Origin of the sequence: Pedobacter suwonensis, assembly GCF_900111825.1 — a bacterium.
GTDB lineage: Bacteria > Bacteroidota > Bacteroidia > Sphingobacteriales > Sphingobacteriaceae > Pedobacter > Pedobacter suwonensis.
On the sequence record NZ_FOJM01000011.1, the window covers coordinates 168,818 to 185,034 of the forward strand.

General features: G+C 39.5%; 17 protein-coding genes. 12 read left to right on the forward strand and 5 right to left on the reverse strand.

All coding sequences use genetic code 11. The features are described from left to right. Window positions 1-67: 67 nt before the first annotated feature. From BM107_RS15475 to BM107_RS15525, 11 genes are all read left to right on the forward strand, one after another. On the forward strand, window positions 68-445 hold the full coding sequence (locus tag BM107_RS15475; RefSeq protein ID WP_090984909.1) for a glyoxalase superfamily protein: 378 nt from the start codon (window positions 68-70) through the stop codon (window positions 443-445). Between the two features lie 7 nt (window positions 446-452). Then, window positions 453-914: a DinB family protein gene (locus BM107_RS15480; protein WP_090984911.1), complete on the forward strand. Its 462-nt coding sequence runs from the start codon at window positions 453-455 to the stop codon at window positions 912-914. Between the two features lie 131 nt (window positions 915-1,045). Then, complete coding sequence (ilvC, locus tag BM107_RS15485) at window positions 1,046-2,527, forward strand: ketol-acid reductoisomerase (RefSeq protein ID WP_090984913.1); 1,482 nt, start codon at window positions 1,046-1,048, stop codon at window positions 2,525-2,527. Between the two features lie 57 nt (window positions 2,528-2,584). Continuing rightward, window positions 2,585-3,997 (forward strand): 3-isopropylmalate dehydratase large subunit, encoded by a 1,413-nt coding sequence (leuC, locus tag BM107_RS15490; RefSeq protein ID WP_090984915.1) that lies wholly within the window; start codon window positions 2,585-2,587, stop codon window positions 3,995-3,997. A 59-nt stretch (window positions 3,998-4,056) separates the two neighbouring features. Beyond that, complete coding sequence (locus tag BM107_RS15495; RefSeq protein ID WP_090984917.1) at window positions 4,057-4,359, forward strand: antibiotic biosynthesis monooxygenase family protein; 303 nt, start codon at window positions 4,057-4,059, stop codon at window positions 4,357-4,359. A gap of 121 nt (window positions 4,360-4,480) precedes the next feature. After that, entirely contained in the window at window positions 4,481-5,065 is a 585-nt protein-coding gene (gene leuD / locus BM107_RS15500; RefSeq protein WP_090984919.1) for a 3-isopropylmalate dehydratase small subunit, read from the forward strand. After that, window positions 5,065-6,528: an ATP-binding cassette domain-containing protein gene (locus BM107_RS15505; RefSeq protein ID WP_090984921.1), complete on the forward strand. Its 1,464-nt coding sequence runs from the start codon at window positions 5,065-5,067 to the stop codon at window positions 6,526-6,528. The genes leuD and BM107_RS15505 overlap by 1 nt, the downstream gene beginning before the upstream one ends. Before the next feature lie 141 nt (window positions 6,529-6,669). Further along, window positions 6,670-7,761, forward strand: coding sequence for a 3-isopropylmalate dehydrogenase (gene leuB, locus BM107_RS15510; RefSeq protein ID WP_090985041.1), 1,092 nt, complete (start codon window positions 6,670-6,672; stop codon window positions 7,759-7,761). A 10-nt stretch (window positions 7,762-7,771) separates the two neighbouring features. Next, window positions 7,772-8,932 (forward strand): 2-isopropylmalate synthase, encoded by a 1,161-nt coding sequence (locus tag BM107_RS15515; RefSeq protein ID WP_090984923.1) that lies wholly within the window; start codon window positions 7,772-7,774, stop codon window positions 8,930-8,932. Between the two features lie 357 nt (window positions 8,933-9,289). Further along, complete coding sequence (gene ilvA / locus BM107_RS15520) at window positions 9,290-10,540, forward strand: threonine ammonia-lyase IlvA (protein WP_090984925.1); 1,251 nt, start codon at window positions 9,290-9,292, stop codon at window positions 10,538-10,540. A gap of 335 nt (window positions 10,541-10,875) precedes the next feature. Next, on the forward strand, window positions 10,876-11,226 hold the full coding sequence (locus tag BM107_RS15525) for a cupin domain-containing protein (protein ID WP_090984927.1): 351 nt from the start codon (window positions 10,876-10,878) through the stop codon (window positions 11,224-11,226). Window positions 11,227-11,296: 70 nt separating this feature from the next. On the opposite strand, the gene BM107_RS15530 is transcribed toward BM107_RS15525, so the two are convergent. Further along, window positions 11,297-11,857: a DUF4230 domain-containing protein gene (locus tag BM107_RS15530; RefSeq protein WP_090984929.1), complete on the reverse strand. Its 561-nt coding sequence runs from the start codon at window positions 11,855-11,857 to the stop codon at window positions 11,297-11,299. Between the two features lie 134 nt (window positions 11,858-11,991). Here BM107_RS15530 and BM107_RS15535 point away from each other — a divergent pair, with 134 nt between their 5' ends. Continuing rightward, entirely contained in the window at window positions 11,992-12,405 is a 414-nt protein-coding gene (locus tag BM107_RS15535) for a hypothetical protein (RefSeq protein WP_090984933.1), read from the forward strand. A 135-nt stretch (window positions 12,406-12,540) separates the two neighbouring features. Here BM107_RS15535 and BM107_RS15540 read toward each other — a convergent pair whose 3' ends face one another. The 4 genes from BM107_RS15540 to BM107_RS15555 all read right to left on the reverse strand — a co-directional run bounded on the left by BM107_RS15540 (window position 12,541) and on the right by BM107_RS15555 (window position 16,088). After that, the gene (locus BM107_RS15540; RefSeq protein WP_090984935.1) at window positions 12,541-13,533 is read right to left on the reverse strand and encodes an ABC transporter ATP-binding protein; all 993 of its coding nucleotides are present in this window, start codon (window positions 13,531-13,533) and stop codon (window positions 12,541-12,543) included. 364 nt (window positions 13,534-13,897) lie between these two features. Continuing rightward, window positions 13,898-14,692, reverse strand: a complete 795-nt coding sequence (locus BM107_RS15545; protein ID WP_090984937.1) for an outer membrane beta-barrel protein — start codon at window positions 14,690-14,692, stop codon at window positions 13,898-13,900. Between the two features lie 93 nt (window positions 14,693-14,785). Then, entirely contained in the window at window positions 14,786-15,538 is a 753-nt protein-coding gene (locus BM107_RS15550) for a hypothetical protein (protein WP_090984939.1), read from the reverse strand. Beyond that, window positions 15,519-16,088 (reverse strand): RNA polymerase sigma factor, encoded by a 570-nt coding sequence (locus BM107_RS15555; protein ID WP_090984941.1) that lies wholly within the window; start codon window positions 16,086-16,088, stop codon window positions 15,519-15,521. The genes BM107_RS15550 and BM107_RS15555 overlap by 20 nt, the downstream gene beginning before the upstream one ends. Between the last annotated feature and the right edge of the window lie 129 nt (window positions 16,089-16,217).

The window sequence follows — 16,217 nt, forward strand, 5'->3', positions numbered from 1 at the left end:
AGACCAGTTCAAATAGATTGCTTCGGCTCACAGCAATTCAGCCTTGCAATGACGAAAAAACAAAAACATGAAATGCAATAAAGCCATACCAGTTTTAAGAATATTCGATTACGATAAAGCCATTGAGTTTTATGTGGACTGGCTGGGCTTTAAAATAGACTGGAAACATACTTTCGAAGAAAATGCCCCGGTTTATATGCAGATATCACTCAATGGTATCGAATTACATCTAACTCAGCATCATGGCGACTGTTCTCCAGGTGCAAGTGTTTTTGTAGATTGTACGGGGCTGAAAGAATTTCATAAAAGCATTATTAATAAAAAATATAAATACAACCGCCCCGGATTGGAAAAAACATTTTACGGAACCTGGGCAGTAACCGTAAATGATCCGTTTTACAACAAAATAATCTTTAACCAAACTTTAACTGAAGCAGAAAAATAACAGCAAAATGGATCAGATATTTGACTTTATTATTAACTCAAGAACGGCATTTATTAAGTTGGTTGATAGCTTAACTATCGAACAGTTGAATAAAATTCCGGATGGTTACAACAACAACATCATCTGGAACTTTGGGCACATTGTAGTAAGCACTCAGACACTGTGTTATTTCCGTACCGGTATCTGGCCTGATGCAAGTGCCGTGAAGTTTAATGAGTTTTACAGGAAAGATACAAAACCAACTTATATGGTAACGGAAGCGGAAGTTGCGGAACTGAAAGCTATGGCTTTAGTGAGTATTGAAAATATTAAAGCCGATTATGCAAAAGGAACATTTACAAACATTACCCCTTTTTTGACATCAACCTACGGTGTACAGCTGAATAGTATTGAAGAGGTACTGATTACCACTATCGGACATGATAATGTACATTTTGGCTACGCCTCCGCGTTGAAAAAACAATTGTAGAAAGATGCTTCGACTACGCTCAGCATGACAACAAATAAAAATCGGTAAAGTCACTCAATCAGGGTAATCAATCCGAAAGAAAAAAAGAATATATAAAACGATAATTAAATAGAAATTAACCAATAAAAACAATGGCAAATTATTTTAACACATTACCTCTTAGAGAAAAACTAAACCAATTGGGTGTTTGCGACTTCATGGACAGTGCTGAATTTTTAGATGGCGTTAGCGCATTAAAAGGCAAAAAACTGGTAATTGTAGGTTGTGGCGCACAAGGCTTAAACCAAGGGTTGAATTTAAGAGATAGTGGTTTAGATGTAAGCTACACTTTACGTAAGGAAGCAATTGAGGGCAAACGCGATTCGTGGAAAAATGCAACTGAAAATAATTTCACCGTTGGCACTTACGAAGAACTTATCCCGAATGCGGATGTGGTGATCAACCTTACTCCAGATAAACAACACACTGCAGTTGTAAATGCAATTATGCCTTTAATGAAAGAAGGTGCCACCTTGCTATATTCTCATGGCTTCAATATCGTTGAAGAAGGCATGCAGATCCGTAAAGATCTAACGGTAATTATGGTTGCACCTAAATGCCCGGGTAGTGAGGTTAGAGCAGAATATGTTCGTGGTTTTGGTGTTCCTACTTTAATTGCAGTTCACCCCGAAAACGATCCTCAGGGAAAAGGTCTGGCGCAAGCTAAAGCATACTGTGTGGGTACAGGCGGTCACAGAGCGGGTGTTTTAAGATCATCTTTTGTAGCCGAGGTAAAATCAGATTTAATGGGTGAGCAAACCATCCTTTGCGGTTTATTACAAACCGGTTCTATTTTATCATTCGATAAAATGATAGAAAAAGGAATTGATGCAGGTTATGCTTCTAAATTGGTTCAATATGGTGTTGAGGTTATCACTGAAGCCTTAAAACAAGGTGGCATCACGGCCATGATGGACCGCTTAAGCAATGTAGCTAAAATCAAAGCCTTCGAAATTTCAGAAGAATTGAAAGATATTATGCGTCCATTGTTCCAGAAACACCAGGATGACATTATGAGCGGCGAATTTAGCCGTACCATGATGGAAGATTGGGCAAATGGTGACAAAAATTTATTAAAATGGAGAGCTGAAACCGGTGAAACTGCATTCGAAAAAACTCCGGCTGGCGATGTTAAAATCGGTGAGCAGGAATATTTCGATAACTATACCTTAATGGTGGCTTTTGTTCGCGCCGGTGTTGAATTGGCTTTCGAAACCATGGTACAAGCTGGTATCAAACCAGAATCGGCTTACTACGAATCGTTACACGAAACACCACTTATTGCCAACACCATTGCCCGTAAAAAATTATTTGAAATGAACCGCGTAATTTCTGATACTGCTGAATACGGATGTTATCTGTTCGACCAGGCTTGCAAACCTTTATTAGGTGATTTCATGAAAAAAGTAGATACCGATTTAGTTGGTAAAAACTTTAATGAAGGTAAAGATGGTGCTGTTGATAACAGACAACTAATTGAGGTAAACGAAGCTATCCGTTCTCATCAGGTTGAGCAAATTGGTGCTACCTTACGTAAAGCCATGACTGCTATGAAAGCCATTAAAACTGCATAATAAATTACAAACCTTACAGGTTTTAAAAACCTGTAAGGTTTATTAAACATAAAAAGGATGTCAAAAACATTAGTAGAAAAAATTTGGGATGCTCACGTTGTAAAAAGTGAAGAAGGATTTCCTGATATTTTATACATTGATACACACTTAATACATGAGGTAACGTCTCCGCAGGCATTTGATGGCTTGCGCAAAAGAGGTTTACCTGTTTTCCGTCCGAAACAGACGGTAGCCACTGCCGATCATAACGTGCCTACGTTAAATCAATTACTGCCAATTAAAGAAGAGCTTTCGCGCTATCAGGTAGATATGCTCACTAAAAACTGTGCAGAATTTGGAATAGAGCTTTATGGGCTGGGCCACCCTTTTCAGGGGATTGTACATGTTATTGGTCCGGAGCTAGGCATTACTTTACCTGGTAAAACGATGGTTTGCGGCGATAGTCATACCTCAACACATGGTGCTTTTGGTGCCATTGCATTTGGTATCGGCACCTCGCAGGTAGAGCAGGTTTTCGCTACGCAATGTTTGTTGCAGTCGAAACCTAAAACCATGAAAATTGAGGTAAATGGCGAACTCGGAAAAGGTGTTGGCGCAAAAGACATTATCTTATACATCATCGCGAAGATTTCTGCTGCCGGTGGTACAGGTTATTTCATCGAATATGCAGGTTCGGCAATCGAATCGTTAAGTATGGAAGCCCGTATGACCATCTGTAACATGAGTATCGAAATGGGTGCACGCGGTGGATTGATTGCACCAGACCAAACCACATTCGATTACATCAAAGGAAGGGAATTTGCTCCGGCTGGCGAAGAATGGGATAAAGCCTTAGCCTACTGGAAAACTTTATATAGCGATGCTGATGCAAAATTTGATAGCGTGTTAACTTTCAACGCTGCGGATATTGCCCCTATGATTACTTATGGTACCAACCCAGGGATGGGAATGGGCATCCAGGAACATATTCCGGCAACCACAGCACAACCAGAAACCGAAAAAGTATCGTACAAAAAAGCGCTGGATTATATGGGCTTTGACGATGATTCATCATTGATCGGGAAACCTGTTGATTATGTTTTTATCGGAAGCTGTACCAACTCCCGCATAGAAGATTTACGTGAAGTTGCCAGTTTTGTTAAAGATAAACGCAAAGCGGATAACGTTACCGTTTGGATTGTTCCAGGCTCAAAACAGGTAGAACAACAGGCTAAAAACGAAGGTTTAGATAAGATTTTCGAAGCAGCCGGTTTTCAGTTACGCGAACCGGGATGCAGCGCCTGTTTAGGAATGAACGAAGATAAAATCCCGGCAGGTAAATATTGTGTATCTACATCAAACAGAAATTTTGAAGGTAGACAAGGACAAAATGCTCGCACACTATTGGCCAGCCCACTTACAGCTGCAGCAGCAGCCGTAACCGGAAAAATTACCGATGTAAGGGAAATGTTGGAAAAGGTAGAAGGTTAAAAGGCAGAAGGTTTAAGGTACAGACAAAATGCCTGGCTTAATCTTCGGCAAATAAATATATGATTTTAGAAGTTGCTATACTAAATGTAAAAGCGGGGTTATCGGCGGATTTTGAAAGTGCTTTTAACGAAGCGCAAAAAATCATTTCCTCTATGGAAGGTTACATTTCCCATCAGCTTCAAAAATGTGTAGAGGTAGAAAATAGATATATCCTGCTGGTAAACTGGAAAACGCTGGAGGCACACACCGAAGGTTTTAGAAGATCTGCAGCCTACCAGGATTGGAAAAAGTTATTGCATCACTTTTACGATCCTTTTCCGACAGTTGAACACTTTACCAAGGTAGAAGGTGGTAAGGCTTAAGGTGGAAAGTAAACACATGAAGTATAAAATTACTACAATTAAGCAAAATGGCTTAAGATAAAAGATAAAAAGTGGAATTTAAGTCTCGCTACTTAATACTCCCTACTTGATACTAATTGACATGAAAAAATTCACAAAATTAACATCGGCAGTTGTGCCTTTAAATATAGAAAATATTGATACCGACCAGATTATCCCGGCAAGGTTTCTAAAAGCGACTACCCGTGAAGGTTTCGGCGAGAACCTGTTCCGCGATTGGCGTTATAATGGAGATAATACGCCTAAACCAGAGTTTGTAATGAACAATCCTACCTATAGCGGTCAGATTTTGGTTGCAGGAAAAAACTTTGGTTGTGGAAGTAGTCGCGAGCATGCCGCCTGGGCCATTCAGGATGCTGGCTTTGATGCCGTAATCAGCAGTTTTTTTGCCGATATTTTTAAAGGAAATGCGCTGAACAACGGTTTGCTACCCATACAAGTAAGCGACGCCTTCCTGGCGCAGATTTTTAAAGCGGTGGATAACAATCCAAAATCAGCCTTAGAAGTTGATTTGGAAAAACAAACCGTTACCATTGTAGAAACCGGTGCTCAGGAATCTTTTGAAATCAATCCTTACAAAAAATCATGCTTGATAAACGGTTACGATGACATCGATTTCATCTTAAACCAAAAACAATTAATTGAAGAATTTGAACAGGCCAGGTAATGGATAAACCATTCGTTTACATACAGGATTTAAATTTAGGTTACCGCAATAAAACGGTGCTAAAGAATTTGTATTGGGAAATGAATAGCGGTGAAAGCTATGCAATCGGCGGCAAAAGTGGAACTGGGAAAACAGCTTTGGCCAAAGCCATTGCCAGCCTAGTCCCTTTTCAGGGAAGCATAGAAATTAATTTTGACCAGCAGAATAAACTTCCTCAGGAAGTACTTTATGTAGAAAGCTGGTACCAGTTTAAAAACCTGGAAGGTGTAGCCAATTTTTATTATCAACAGCGGTATACCAGTTTACAGGCTAATGATACCTTGACCGTTCATGCAGAATTGGTGAATTATGGAAAAGAAAAAGGGCTTCATTTCGATCGGGTTGAGCCGATTTTGGAAGCTTTGGGTTTTGCAACATTTGCCAGTTCACAATTAATCGAATTATCAAGCGGCGAACACAAAAAGTTGCAGCTGGTTAAAGCACTTTGGTTAAAACCGCAGCTGTTAATTATCGATCAACCATATACAGGTTTAGATACTGCTTCGCGGAAAAACCTAAACACTTTATTGGATCAGGTGGCTGCAGAAGGTGTGCAATTGATCTTGATTAGTAATGACACCGAATTGCCAAATTCCATTCGTTCATTTGCTGAAATAAGAGACGGGCAGCTGCTCAAAGTAGATACACTGGAAAGTGCTGCTGTCGAAATCCACTTAAGAGAAATACCGGATTTTTTAAAAGAATCGCCGGTTTACAGTACCCAGGATATTGTAAAAATGGTTAATGTAAACATCAGCTATGGTGAAAAACAGGTATTGAAAAACATTAACTGGGAAATCAAAGCAGGAGAAAAATGGCTTCTTCAAGGCCATAACGGGTCAGGGAAGTCGACCTTACTAAGCCTGATCAACGGCGATCATCCACAATCTTATGCCAACGAACTTTATTTATTCGGCAACAGACGTGGAAGCGGCGAAAGCATATGGGACATTAAACAGCATATCGGCTTAATCTCACCCGAATTTCATTGGTATTTCGATCCCACCGCTACCGTTTGGCAAAGCATTGCCTCCGGTTTTTATGATACCGTAGGTTTATTCCAGCAATTGCCTTATACTAAAAGTACACAGGTTGATGAATTGGTAGCATACTTTGGCCTTACCGAAGAGAAAAATGAATTGTTAACTGCGCTTCCACTCGGTAAACAACGATTGGTGTTGTTGGCGCGGACAATCATAAAAAATCCGGAACTATTAATTCTGGACGAACCTTGCCAGGGTTTAGACCAGCAGCAAAGCAAACATTTTAACCAATTGGTTGATGAATTATGCAGCAATGGGATGACCTTAATTTATGTTGGCCATTTTGAATCGCAGCTGCCAACCTGCATAGAAAAAAGAATATTGTTAGAAAAAGGCGAGGTAAAAGTCGTCGAAAGTTTAAACACAGAAATATTAAGCTGATGAAAGTTAACCACAGATAATAAGGATGAACACAGATAAAAATCTAACGGTTCGTGAAGACACAAACCATGGGAGAAATCAATCTGTGTCTATCTGTGCAAATCCGTGGTAAAAACAGCAACAGCAAAAGAGGAGTCAACAATGAAGAAGAACATTTTAGTAATACCTGGAGATGGTATCGGCCCCGAGGTCACGACTTGGGGAAAAGCAGCATTAGAAAAAATTGCCGAAATTTTTGGGCATGAATTTAACTTCGAAGAAGCTTTAATGGGCCATGCGGCGATTGAAGTTACCGGCGAACCCCTGCCAGACGAAACTTTGGAAAAAGCAAGGCAAAGCGATGCGATCCTTTTTGGTGCAATTGGGCATGCCAAATATGACAACGATCCAAGTTTAAAAGTCAGACCAGAACAAGGACTTTTGAAAATCCGTAAAGAACTGGGATTATTTGCCAATCTCCGCCCGATATTACTATTTGATGAACTTCTTCAGGCATCGAGCATTAAACCCGAAATTTTAAGGGGAACCGATATTTTGTTTTTCCGTGAATTAACGGGTGATGTTTATTTTGGGGAGAAAACACGTTCTGAAGACCGGAACACGGCTTCAGATCTGATGATTTACCACCGCTACGAAGTAGAGCGCATTGCACATAAAGCTTACCAGGCTGCACAACAACGCAACAAACGTTTATGTTCGGTAGATAAGGCCAATGTTCTGGAAAGCTCACGCTTATGGCGCGAAACCGTTCAGGAAATTGCCAAACAATATCCTGATGTGGAAACAGAGCATATGTTTATCGATAATGCAGCCATGCAGCTGATCAAAAACCCGAAAAAGTTCGACGTGGTATTAACCGCTAATTTGTTTGGTGATATTTTAACCGATGAGGCATCGCAGATTGCAGGTTCAATGGGTATGCTGGCTTCAGCTTCTGTTGGCGAAAGCACTGGTTTCTTCGAACCCATCCATGGTTCTGCTCACGATATTGCCGGTAAAGATTTAGCCAATCCGCTAGCCTCTATCCTATCGGCAGCACTGATGCTGGAAATCGGATTCGGACTGAAAGAAGAAGCTAAATTATTGGTTGATACCATCGACCAGGTATTAAAAGAAGGCTTCAGAACGCACGATATTGCCGACCAAAGCACTAACCGTTTTAAAGTTTTGGGTACCGCCGAAATGGGAAAGTTAGTATTGAAATTCTTATCACAAAAATTAATCAACTCCTAAATCAAAGATTATGATTCACGACCCTAACAAAGTTTATATTTTCGACACCACCTTACGTGATGGTGAGCAGGTTCCAGGCTGCCAGTTAGATACAAACCAAAAAATAGAAATCGCTAAATCACTTGAGCTTTTAGGCGTTGATGTGATTGAAGCAGGTTTCCCGGTATCCAGCCCCGGAGATTTTAACAGCGTAATTGAATTATCAAAGGCAGTAACCAACCCGATCATTTGTGCCTTAACACGCGCCAATAAAAATGATATCGACGTTGCTGCAGATGCGTTGCGTTACGCCAAGAGGCCGCGTATCCACACCGGGATCGGCTCTTCTGACTTCCACATCAAACATAAATTTAACAGTACACGCGAAGAAATTTTAGAACGTGCGGTAGAAGCAGTAAGGTATTCGAAAAAATTTGTCGAAGACGTTGAATTCTATGCAGAAGATGCCGGCCGTGCCGATATCGAATTTTTAGCCAAAATGGTTGAAGCCGTGATTGCGGCGGGTGCAACTGTGGTCAACATTCCGGATACCAACGGTTATTGCCTGCCAGATCAATACGGCTCGAAGATTCTTTATTTGAAAGAGAATGTAAAAAACATCGATAAAGCCATAATCTCAGTGCATTGCCACAACGATTTGGGTTTAGCTACAGCCAACTCTATCGCTGGTTTACAAAATGGTGCCCGCCAGGTGGAATGTACCATTAACGGTATTGGCGAGCGTGCAGGGAATACATCTATGGAAGAAGTGGTGATGATTTTGAAAACGCACAAAGTTCTGGGTTTAAATACCCAGATTGATGCCACCCGTTTTTACGAAATGAGCCACATGGTACGAAACCAGATGAATATGCCGGTACAACCCAATAAAGCTATTGTTGGCGGAAACGCATTTTCGCACAGTTCGGGCATCCATCAGGATGGTTTCTTAAAAAACCGCGAAAACTACGAAATTATTAAACCCGAAGATGTCGGTTTTCCTGATGCTACGATAGTATTAACTGCAAGAAGTGGTCGCCATGCCTTAAAACATCATTTAGAACGCCTAGGCCATCAATTGGAAAAAGAACACCTTGATATTGTTTACAAACAATTTTTGGTCTTAGCCGATAGCAAACAGGGCATTAACGATACCGATTTGAACCAATTGGTTGCGCTACACCTGGCCTAGAAGCCGAAGGGTCAGAGACTAAAGCTAAAAGCGACAAGCGAACGGCCTAAAGAGTCAGGGTTTTGGCGTTAAGCCGGTGCGTTTTAGTTTGACACACCGACTCGGCTTCCCTAAACCTGATAGCAGTGGAAATACTTTTTAATTGCGGCCAACTTAAATATGATGTCATGCTGAGGCACGAAGCATCTGTAACCGATGGAAAACAGATTTTTCGCTCTTCAGTACGACAGCTGTATTAAAAAGATTGAAACGAATAGCAGGGCTGTAATAACCGATGAAATACCAAGCCCTGCTTTAAAAAATATAAGAGAAATTTTAAGTCTTAATACTTGATCCTCTCTACTTGATACTAAAAAAATGAACACTACAACACCACATACACTAGATTTTAAATCTGCAACAGAAAGGCTCAAAAACGTGGTAAAACGTACACCGCTTGAGTTTAATGCCGGACTTTCTTCTTTTTACAATGCCAATATTTATTTAAAAAGAGAAGATCTGCAGATTGTACGCTCTTACAAGCTGCGTGGTGCTTACAATAAAATCAGTTCGCTGCCTCAGGAACTGCTGGTAAACGGCGTAGTGTGTGCGAGTGCCGGAAACCACGCGCAGGGTGTGGCTTACTCTTGTAAAAAACTGGGCATTAAAGGTGTAATATTTATGCCTGAAATTACCCCGAAACAAAAGGTAAAACAAACCTATATGTTCGGTGGCGAAAATGTAGAAGTGGTTTTGGTTGGCGATACTTTTGACGATTGCTTAAAAGAAGCGCTTGCTTACAGTGCTGAAAAAAAGGCTACTTTTATTCCTCCTTTTGATGATGAAAAGGTAATTGAAGGACAAGCTACCGTAGGCGTAGAAATTTTTGAAGACCTGCCTGATTTAGATATGGTGGTGATGCCTGTGGGTGGCGGGGGCCTGGCATCAGGTGTAAGTGCTTACCTAAAAACCGTTAAACCCGATGTAAAACTGATTGGTGTTGAGCCACTTGGCGCACCCTCGATGGTTACAGCAATGGAGCATGGTGGCCCCTATACATTAGATGAAATAGACCGCTTTGTGGATGGTGCTGCTGTAAAAAGGATTGGCCACATTACTTACGAATATTGTAAGGAACTGCTTGACCAGATGCATTTAATACCCGAAGGAAAGATCTGCACTACCATTTTAAAACTGTATAATGAGGATGCCATTGTGGTAGAACCAGCTGGAGCGCTGTCTATAGCTGCATTAGATCAGCTTAAAGACCAGATTACCGGTAAAACGGTAGTATGTGTTGTTAGCGGCGGAAACAATGACATAGAGCGCATGCAGGAGATTAAAGAGAAGTCTTTACTTTTCGAAGGTTTAAAACATTATTTTATTGTTCGTTTCCCACAAAGACCAGGTGCTTTAAAATTATTTGTGAATGAAGTTTTAGGACCACAAGATGATATTACCCGTTTCGAGTTTATTAAAAAAACCAACAGGGAAAACGGTCCGGCCTTGGTGGGCATTGAGCTTTCGAACAAAAATGATTACGCCAGTTTATTACAGCGTATGAAAGATTTTAAATTCGAAATTATCGAGTTAAATCAGGATCAGACTTTGTTTGAATATTTGGTCTAGCTTTTTTTTTACCGCAAAGGATGCAAAGTTTTTCGCAGAGTACGCAAAGTATAATTAATTCCTCTGTCATCCTGAGGGATAATTTATTTTATAAAAATCAACATGATTGACAGCAGCATCTAATTGAAATAAACCTCTCCGAGTATCGTCATTGCGAGAAGGCTTTTCAGCCGACGAAGCAATCTTTACAGCAAGGATCATTTTAGCGTGAAAGATTGCTTCGTCGTTCCTCCTCGCAATGACGACCTCCCTAGTGGAGTCTGTCAATGGTAGGGCAACGAAGGACAATCAAGATGTTTCGACAAGCTCAATATGCCATATCTTAATCGAAAAAAATGAACTTCAAAGATTTAACCAACAAAACCTTAATTTCTGATCACGATATCAGCTGGGAAGATTTAGGTGCTGGCGTTAAACGCAAAATTATGGCTTATGATAACAACCTGATGTTGGTTAAAGTAGCATTTGAGAAAGATGCCATTGGTACCATTCATAATCATCCGCATTTACAGATGAGTTATGTTGCCAAAGGCAGTTTTGAAGTAAGCATGGGTGATGATAAGAAAATCTTAAACGAAGGCGATGTTTTCTTTGCCCCATCAAATGTATTTCATGGCGTGGTTTGTTTGGAAGATGGAATATTGATTGATGTCTTTAACCCACACCGTGAAGATTTTTTAAAATAAGACCGAGGTCTGGAGTCGGAAAGTCCGAGGTTGGGTGCAACCCTAAACCCTAAACCTTCCGCCTTCTACCTTATTCAAAGGTAAACCTCACATTCTTGTAGCCCAAGCCCTCAATAATGGGCTTAAGCACCGAAGTAGCATTGGTTTTTGTTTGCGCTAAAATGCTCGATTTTTTAACTTCGGCAGTAATTTGTCTTTCTGCGGCTTTGTATGCTTCATCTACCAAACTCGCCTCGCGAAAAAAAGCCATTTTCGTATCGTAAACACGTGAGTTTTTATGGTCGATTTTTACATAACAAATTTCGGGCTGTGGTAAATTTACTACAGCAGTGTCCGCATCAATGCTTATATCTTCTTTCGCAATTTTAGTCAGATCGATACAGCCTACCGCTTCGGCTTTGATAATCAATAAAACACTGGCTTCAGGTAAAAAATCTGTTTTGTTTTTATGTTCTAAAACGTCGCTGATCTGGTACCTTACCAGCTCCAGTTTACCTATGGCCTCAATTTTCTCCACCAAAAGCTGATGTTTGCTTTCTACAGTGGTATTGATACTGAACTTTTTGGAAATAAAAAAGTAAGCGGCGACCAAAAGGATTAACCAGGGTAAGAGTCGAAAAAAGATCTTCATATGTGGTGAATAATGAAAATTTGTAATTGGCATTTATGGTTTACTGTACAATAATTAATCCATAAATAGGCTGTTAGATTTTTTGGCAGCAGATTTGTAATATCAAAATCACACACAAATAAAAACTAATCAACATGAAAAAATTTACCATCTTAATGCTTTGCATTGCCACACTAGGTCTGGCTTCGTGCAAGAAAGAAACTGTTTATCAAGAACTAAGAGCCAAAACTTATAATTTCACAATTAACTCAAATGAATGGGTGCGCAACGCCAATGGGAGTTATTCTGTAAGTAAGCCGTTAGCTGCCATTGATGGTGTAACATTAGATGATGAAGGTGTTCTAGTTTATTTTGAACATCCTAATGATCCAAATGGGGATATTCAATTACCTTATACATTCAATTACAATGCTTTTAGCTATAAAGTTTCTAATGGAGGTTTAAGGTTCGATGTTCAAGATACTAATAATTTAACAGCTACAGTCCCGCCGAATTATAATACTTTAGTAAAGGTGGTGATTATTCCTTCCGATTACGCCGGAAATTAAATTTTAAAGATTTTTAAAATGCTGAAAACGACTAATGTTCAATTGAACATTGTCGTTTTTTTTTGTATTATTCCTAACACGAAAAAGTTACAATTATACTTATAACTTTTATAGTAAAGAAATTATAAATGGTGATCAAAACTCCAGATATCTGCTAATATTCAACTGAACATGGTCATTTTTTTGATGTTCTGCCCTGTTTAGCTGTAAAGCGCGTACATTCACGCCGTTTCTTTCCAACAGCAGCTCCTCATAAAAACCTTTATAGTACACATCTTTTACTTCATACCGTCTGCTGCTCCAGTTATTAATAATCTCCGCCCATTCCGGATAAAATACAACGAAATCTTTTTGCGCCTTTAAACCTATTTTTTCGGCTTCATCTCGCGCCAAAACTACCGCATTACCTAAAATTTGTGCTGTATAAATGTGTTTTGGCTGCTGGTAAATTTCAGCTGGTTTTCCCGTTTGCAAAAGTTCGCCATTGCGCAAAATCAATAGCTGATCGGCCAGAAACAAACCATCGGCCGGATCATGCGAAACCAATATCACCGTTACACCAGTTTCGGCAGCTATACGTTTGATATCAGCACGCAGCTGGTTTTTAAGCAAAGCATCAACCTGGCTGAAAGGTTCGTCTAAAAGCAGCACCTGCGTATCCGAAACCATGGCTTTAGCGATGGCCACACGTTGTTGTTCGCCTCCACTCAGTTCAATAATTTTCTTATTCTGGAGCGGTAAAATCCGTAAATGCTCCATGATGGCCAAAGTTTTTTCAGCTTTGGTTTTTAGGTCGGTATTGGATAATTGCGAGGCGATATTATCGTACACTTTCGCATAAATGTTAAGCGAGAAATCCTGTGTAACCATTTTCATCTGCTTATGGCCGGGAATCAACTGCTCATCTGGTCCCTTAACACGCTTATCTTCGAAATAGATTTCTCCTTCATCAGTTTTTAACAAGCCATAGATGGATTTTAATAAGGTTGATTTTCCACTTCCGCTTTCGCCGATAATGGCAACCACATCGCCTTTTTTAATGTCGAAACTTACATTTCTGATTCCACCGGCCTGTTCTGCCTGATATTGCTTGGTTAAATTTTTAACGCTGATTAGGATATTGCTCACAGGGTAAAGATAAGAAAAAGGTGGAGGGTTTTGAGGTTGAAGGTGTAAGGTTAAAACATGTATAATTGTTAGTATTGTATTTTGATCAGTTTTTTCCCTCTTTTCCTAACGCGATCGTCACCCTGAATTTATTTCAGGGTCTTTCATGCTAAAAAGATGCTGAAATAAATTCAGCATGACGATCGATCTGGACTGGGCTTTTTTAAAAAACTTTTTAACAAATAATAATCGAATTCAGGCTTATAAACAAAAAATCCTGTCTCGCCTAACCGAAACAGGACCTGTTCATGTATGTGTTAACTTTATGTTTTTTAAATTACCTCGTCTAAATAGATTGATCTGTCCTCTTTAGGGGATTTAGGGGTTAATTTAACCCAAAAGTAATTCCAAAGCTCATATTCTTTAAGCCAGCTTGCTGTGCAGTGGTAAACATATCGTTGAAATAGTATTTGGTAAACAAACCTAAACCGCCATAACCAAACCTAACAGTACCACCGTAACGAACCGATTGAAAGTGGTAGTTATCATATTGTTTTTCTTTACCGCGTTCTTCGCTAATCTGTTTAATTTTTCCGTTTAACAAAAAGCTAACCTCCGGACCTAATACCAGGTAAAACCTTTTGCCGTTTTTGTTTTCTGCAGTACGGAATTCAAAATTTAAGGGAATGTGTACATAACTGCTCGAGAAACGGTTTTTAGAAAAATGTTCCGGCGATTCTGTATAAACAAACTCATTTGAGTTTTTTGCAATGGTAATATCTTTTCTCAAACGGATCAAAGTCCAGTCAAATCCTCCCGCTACGTAAACCTTAAAGTTTGAATTGAAACGGTATCCAAACTGTAACACATCAAAAGAGAATGTACTGGTTTTCCCACCTTTATAATCTAAAAAATCGTTATTTGGAGATAAATTGAAACTGCCGTTATCAATTAACCTGGAGAAACCCAAATCTACACGGGTAAAGGTAATCCCACCTACAAACCGGCCGTTTTTGGGTTGTTTATTTACGCTGTCTTTGCCGTCCCTTGTTATCTTTACAATTCCATAATCCAAATCTTTTCTATTCCTTTTGATAGAATCTTGTTGTGCAAAAGCACCAGGAGCCATAACACCGGCAAGTCCGCTTACCAAAAGTGTTGTATAAATTAGACGTTTCATATTTATGTGTTTGTTATGTTTAATGTTGTGATTTTTTAGTATTGGTAACTGTCAACTGAAAATTGTAAACTGAAAACTGCCAACTGATAACCACTATTTCTTCCGTTTACCAAATTTAAAAGGGCCGATATTGATGGATGACAGAGAAGAATCATCATCATCAGTACGGAACTGGATCAGTTTATCTTTTCTTTTGTCCATTTTGTTAACGATTAGGTTGACTACATCGCCCACATTACGGATGCCTTTATTACTTTGTTCATTATCGTTAACAGGCTCATCTGTTTTAACCGGAGTTGCAACAGCCGCGGTTACCGTCTCCTCTTTCGGCTGCAGAATCGCCTCTTCGATTTTTGTTTTAAGATCTTTTTTAGGTTCCTCAATTTTCGCTATAACAGCTTCCTGTTTCTGCATTTCAGGTGCCGTAATCATGCTATGCGTTTCCTTCAATCCAGTCGACTTGATTTCCTTTTTAACCTTTGTTTTGGCTATAGCGTTAACTGCTTTAGGTCTAACTGGTAAAACGGGCTCAATACTTTCAACTGTTGTAACTGCCGTATCCTGGGCAATCGGTTGTTTCACCTCTGATTTAGTTTTTTCAATTACATTATTTGCCAATTGTTTACCCTGATGGGTTGTATTTTGTTGTTGATAAATCAAAATCCCGATCGTGGCGACCAATAAAATCGCTGCAGCTGACAACCAATATACTGGTATGATTCTTTTTTTCTTCGGCGCGATTTCACTTTCTATATTGCTCCACAAATCTCTTGAAGGTGTTACTTCCGCATCAGCAAAAGTATCCTTAAATAACTGATCAAAATCCTTATCCCGTATAGGTTGCATAACCAAATCCCTCCATTTTTATAATTTCTTCTTTTAATATTGCTCTTGCTCTCGATAGTTGCGATTTGCTCGCCCCTTCTGAGATGCCTAATGTCTCGCCAATTTCTTTATGTGAATAACCTTCAATTACATACATGTTAAAAACCATCCGGTAACCATCAGCCAGTTTTTGTATCACTTTCATCAGGTCTTGCATACCTAAACGGCTAAAATCAAATCCGGTTGATGGTTGCTCATAAGCTTCATCTATTTCCACTACATTTAAGCTGCGTAAATTTTTACGGTAACTCTCAATAGCGGTATTTACCATCACCCGCCTAATCCAGCCTTCAAAAGAACCCTCACCCCTGTATTCCTTAATTTTCTGAAAAACTTTAATGTAACCCATCTGCAGTACATCTTCAGCTTCCATCCTATCTTTGGCGTATCGCATACAAACGGCCAACATCTTCGATGCTGTTTGCTTATAAAGCAGCTCTTGCATCTTCCGGTCGCCAGCTTTGCAGCCTTCCATCAAATCGTTTATTGTATAGCTTCGCGTCAATTTCATTGTGTGTTTGTATATAGAAGATGGCAGATTACAAACAATGGTTGCATGGAGAGAGAAAAAAAGTTAAATAAAGTTAAATTATTAATCATCAAACTGATTATCAGCAAGATAAATGATATCATATTTTTC

Coding starts and splice junctions, on each gene's coding strand:
- BM107_RS15555 (WP_090984941.1), bottom strand. CDS start 16,088: ATGAAATTGACGCGAAGCTATACAATAAACGATTTGATGGAAGGCTGC.
- leuD (WP_090984919.1), top strand. CDS start 4,481: ATGAAAAAATTCACAAAATTAACATCGGCAGTTGTGCCTTTAAATATA.
- BM107_RS15530 (WP_090984929.1), bottom strand. CDS start 11,857: ATGAAGATCTTTTTTCGACTCTTACCCTGGTTAATCCTTTTGGTCGCC.
- BM107_RS15505 (WP_090984921.1), top strand. CDS start 5,065: ATGGATAAACCATTCGTTTACATACAGGATTTAAATTTAGGTTACCGC.
- BM107_RS15475 (WP_090984909.1), top strand. CDS start 68: ATGAAATGCAATAAAGCCATACCAGTTTTAAGAATATTCGATTACGAT.
- leuB (WP_090985041.1), top strand. CDS start 6,670: ATGAAGAAGAACATTTTAGTAATACCTGGAGATGGTATCGGCCCCGAG.
- BM107_RS15480 (WP_090984911.1), top strand. CDS start 453: ATGGATCAGATATTTGACTTTATTATTAACTCAAGAACGGCATTTATT.
- leuC (WP_090984915.1), top strand. CDS start 2,585: ATGTCAAAAACATTAGTAGAAAAAATTTGGGATGCTCACGTTGTAAAA.
- BM107_RS15545 (WP_090984937.1), bottom strand. CDS start 14,692: ATGAAACGTCTAATTTATACAACACTTTTGGTAAGCGGACTTGCCGGT.
- BM107_RS15550 (WP_090984939.1), bottom strand. CDS start 15,538: ATGCAACCTATACGGGATAAGGATTTTGATCAGTTATTTAAGGATACT.
- BM107_RS15515 (WP_090984923.1), top strand. CDS start 7,772: ATGATTCACGACCCTAACAAAGTTTATATTTTCGACACCACCTTACGT.
- ilvA (WP_090984925.1), top strand. CDS start 9,290: ATGAACACTACAACACCACATACACTAGATTTTAAATCTGCAACAGAA.
- BM107_RS15495 (WP_090984917.1), top strand. CDS start 4,057: ATGATTTTAGAAGTTGCTATACTAAATGTAAAAGCGGGGTTATCGGCG.
- BM107_RS15525 (WP_090984927.1), top strand. CDS start 10,876: ATGAACTTCAAAGATTTAACCAACAAAACCTTAATTTCTGATCACGAT.
- ilvC (WP_090984913.1), top strand. CDS start 1,046: ATGGCAAATTATTTTAACACATTACCTCTTAGAGAAAAACTAAACCAA.
- BM107_RS15535 (WP_090984933.1), top strand. CDS start 11,992: ATGAAAAAATTTACCATCTTAATGCTTTGCATTGCCACACTAGGTCTG.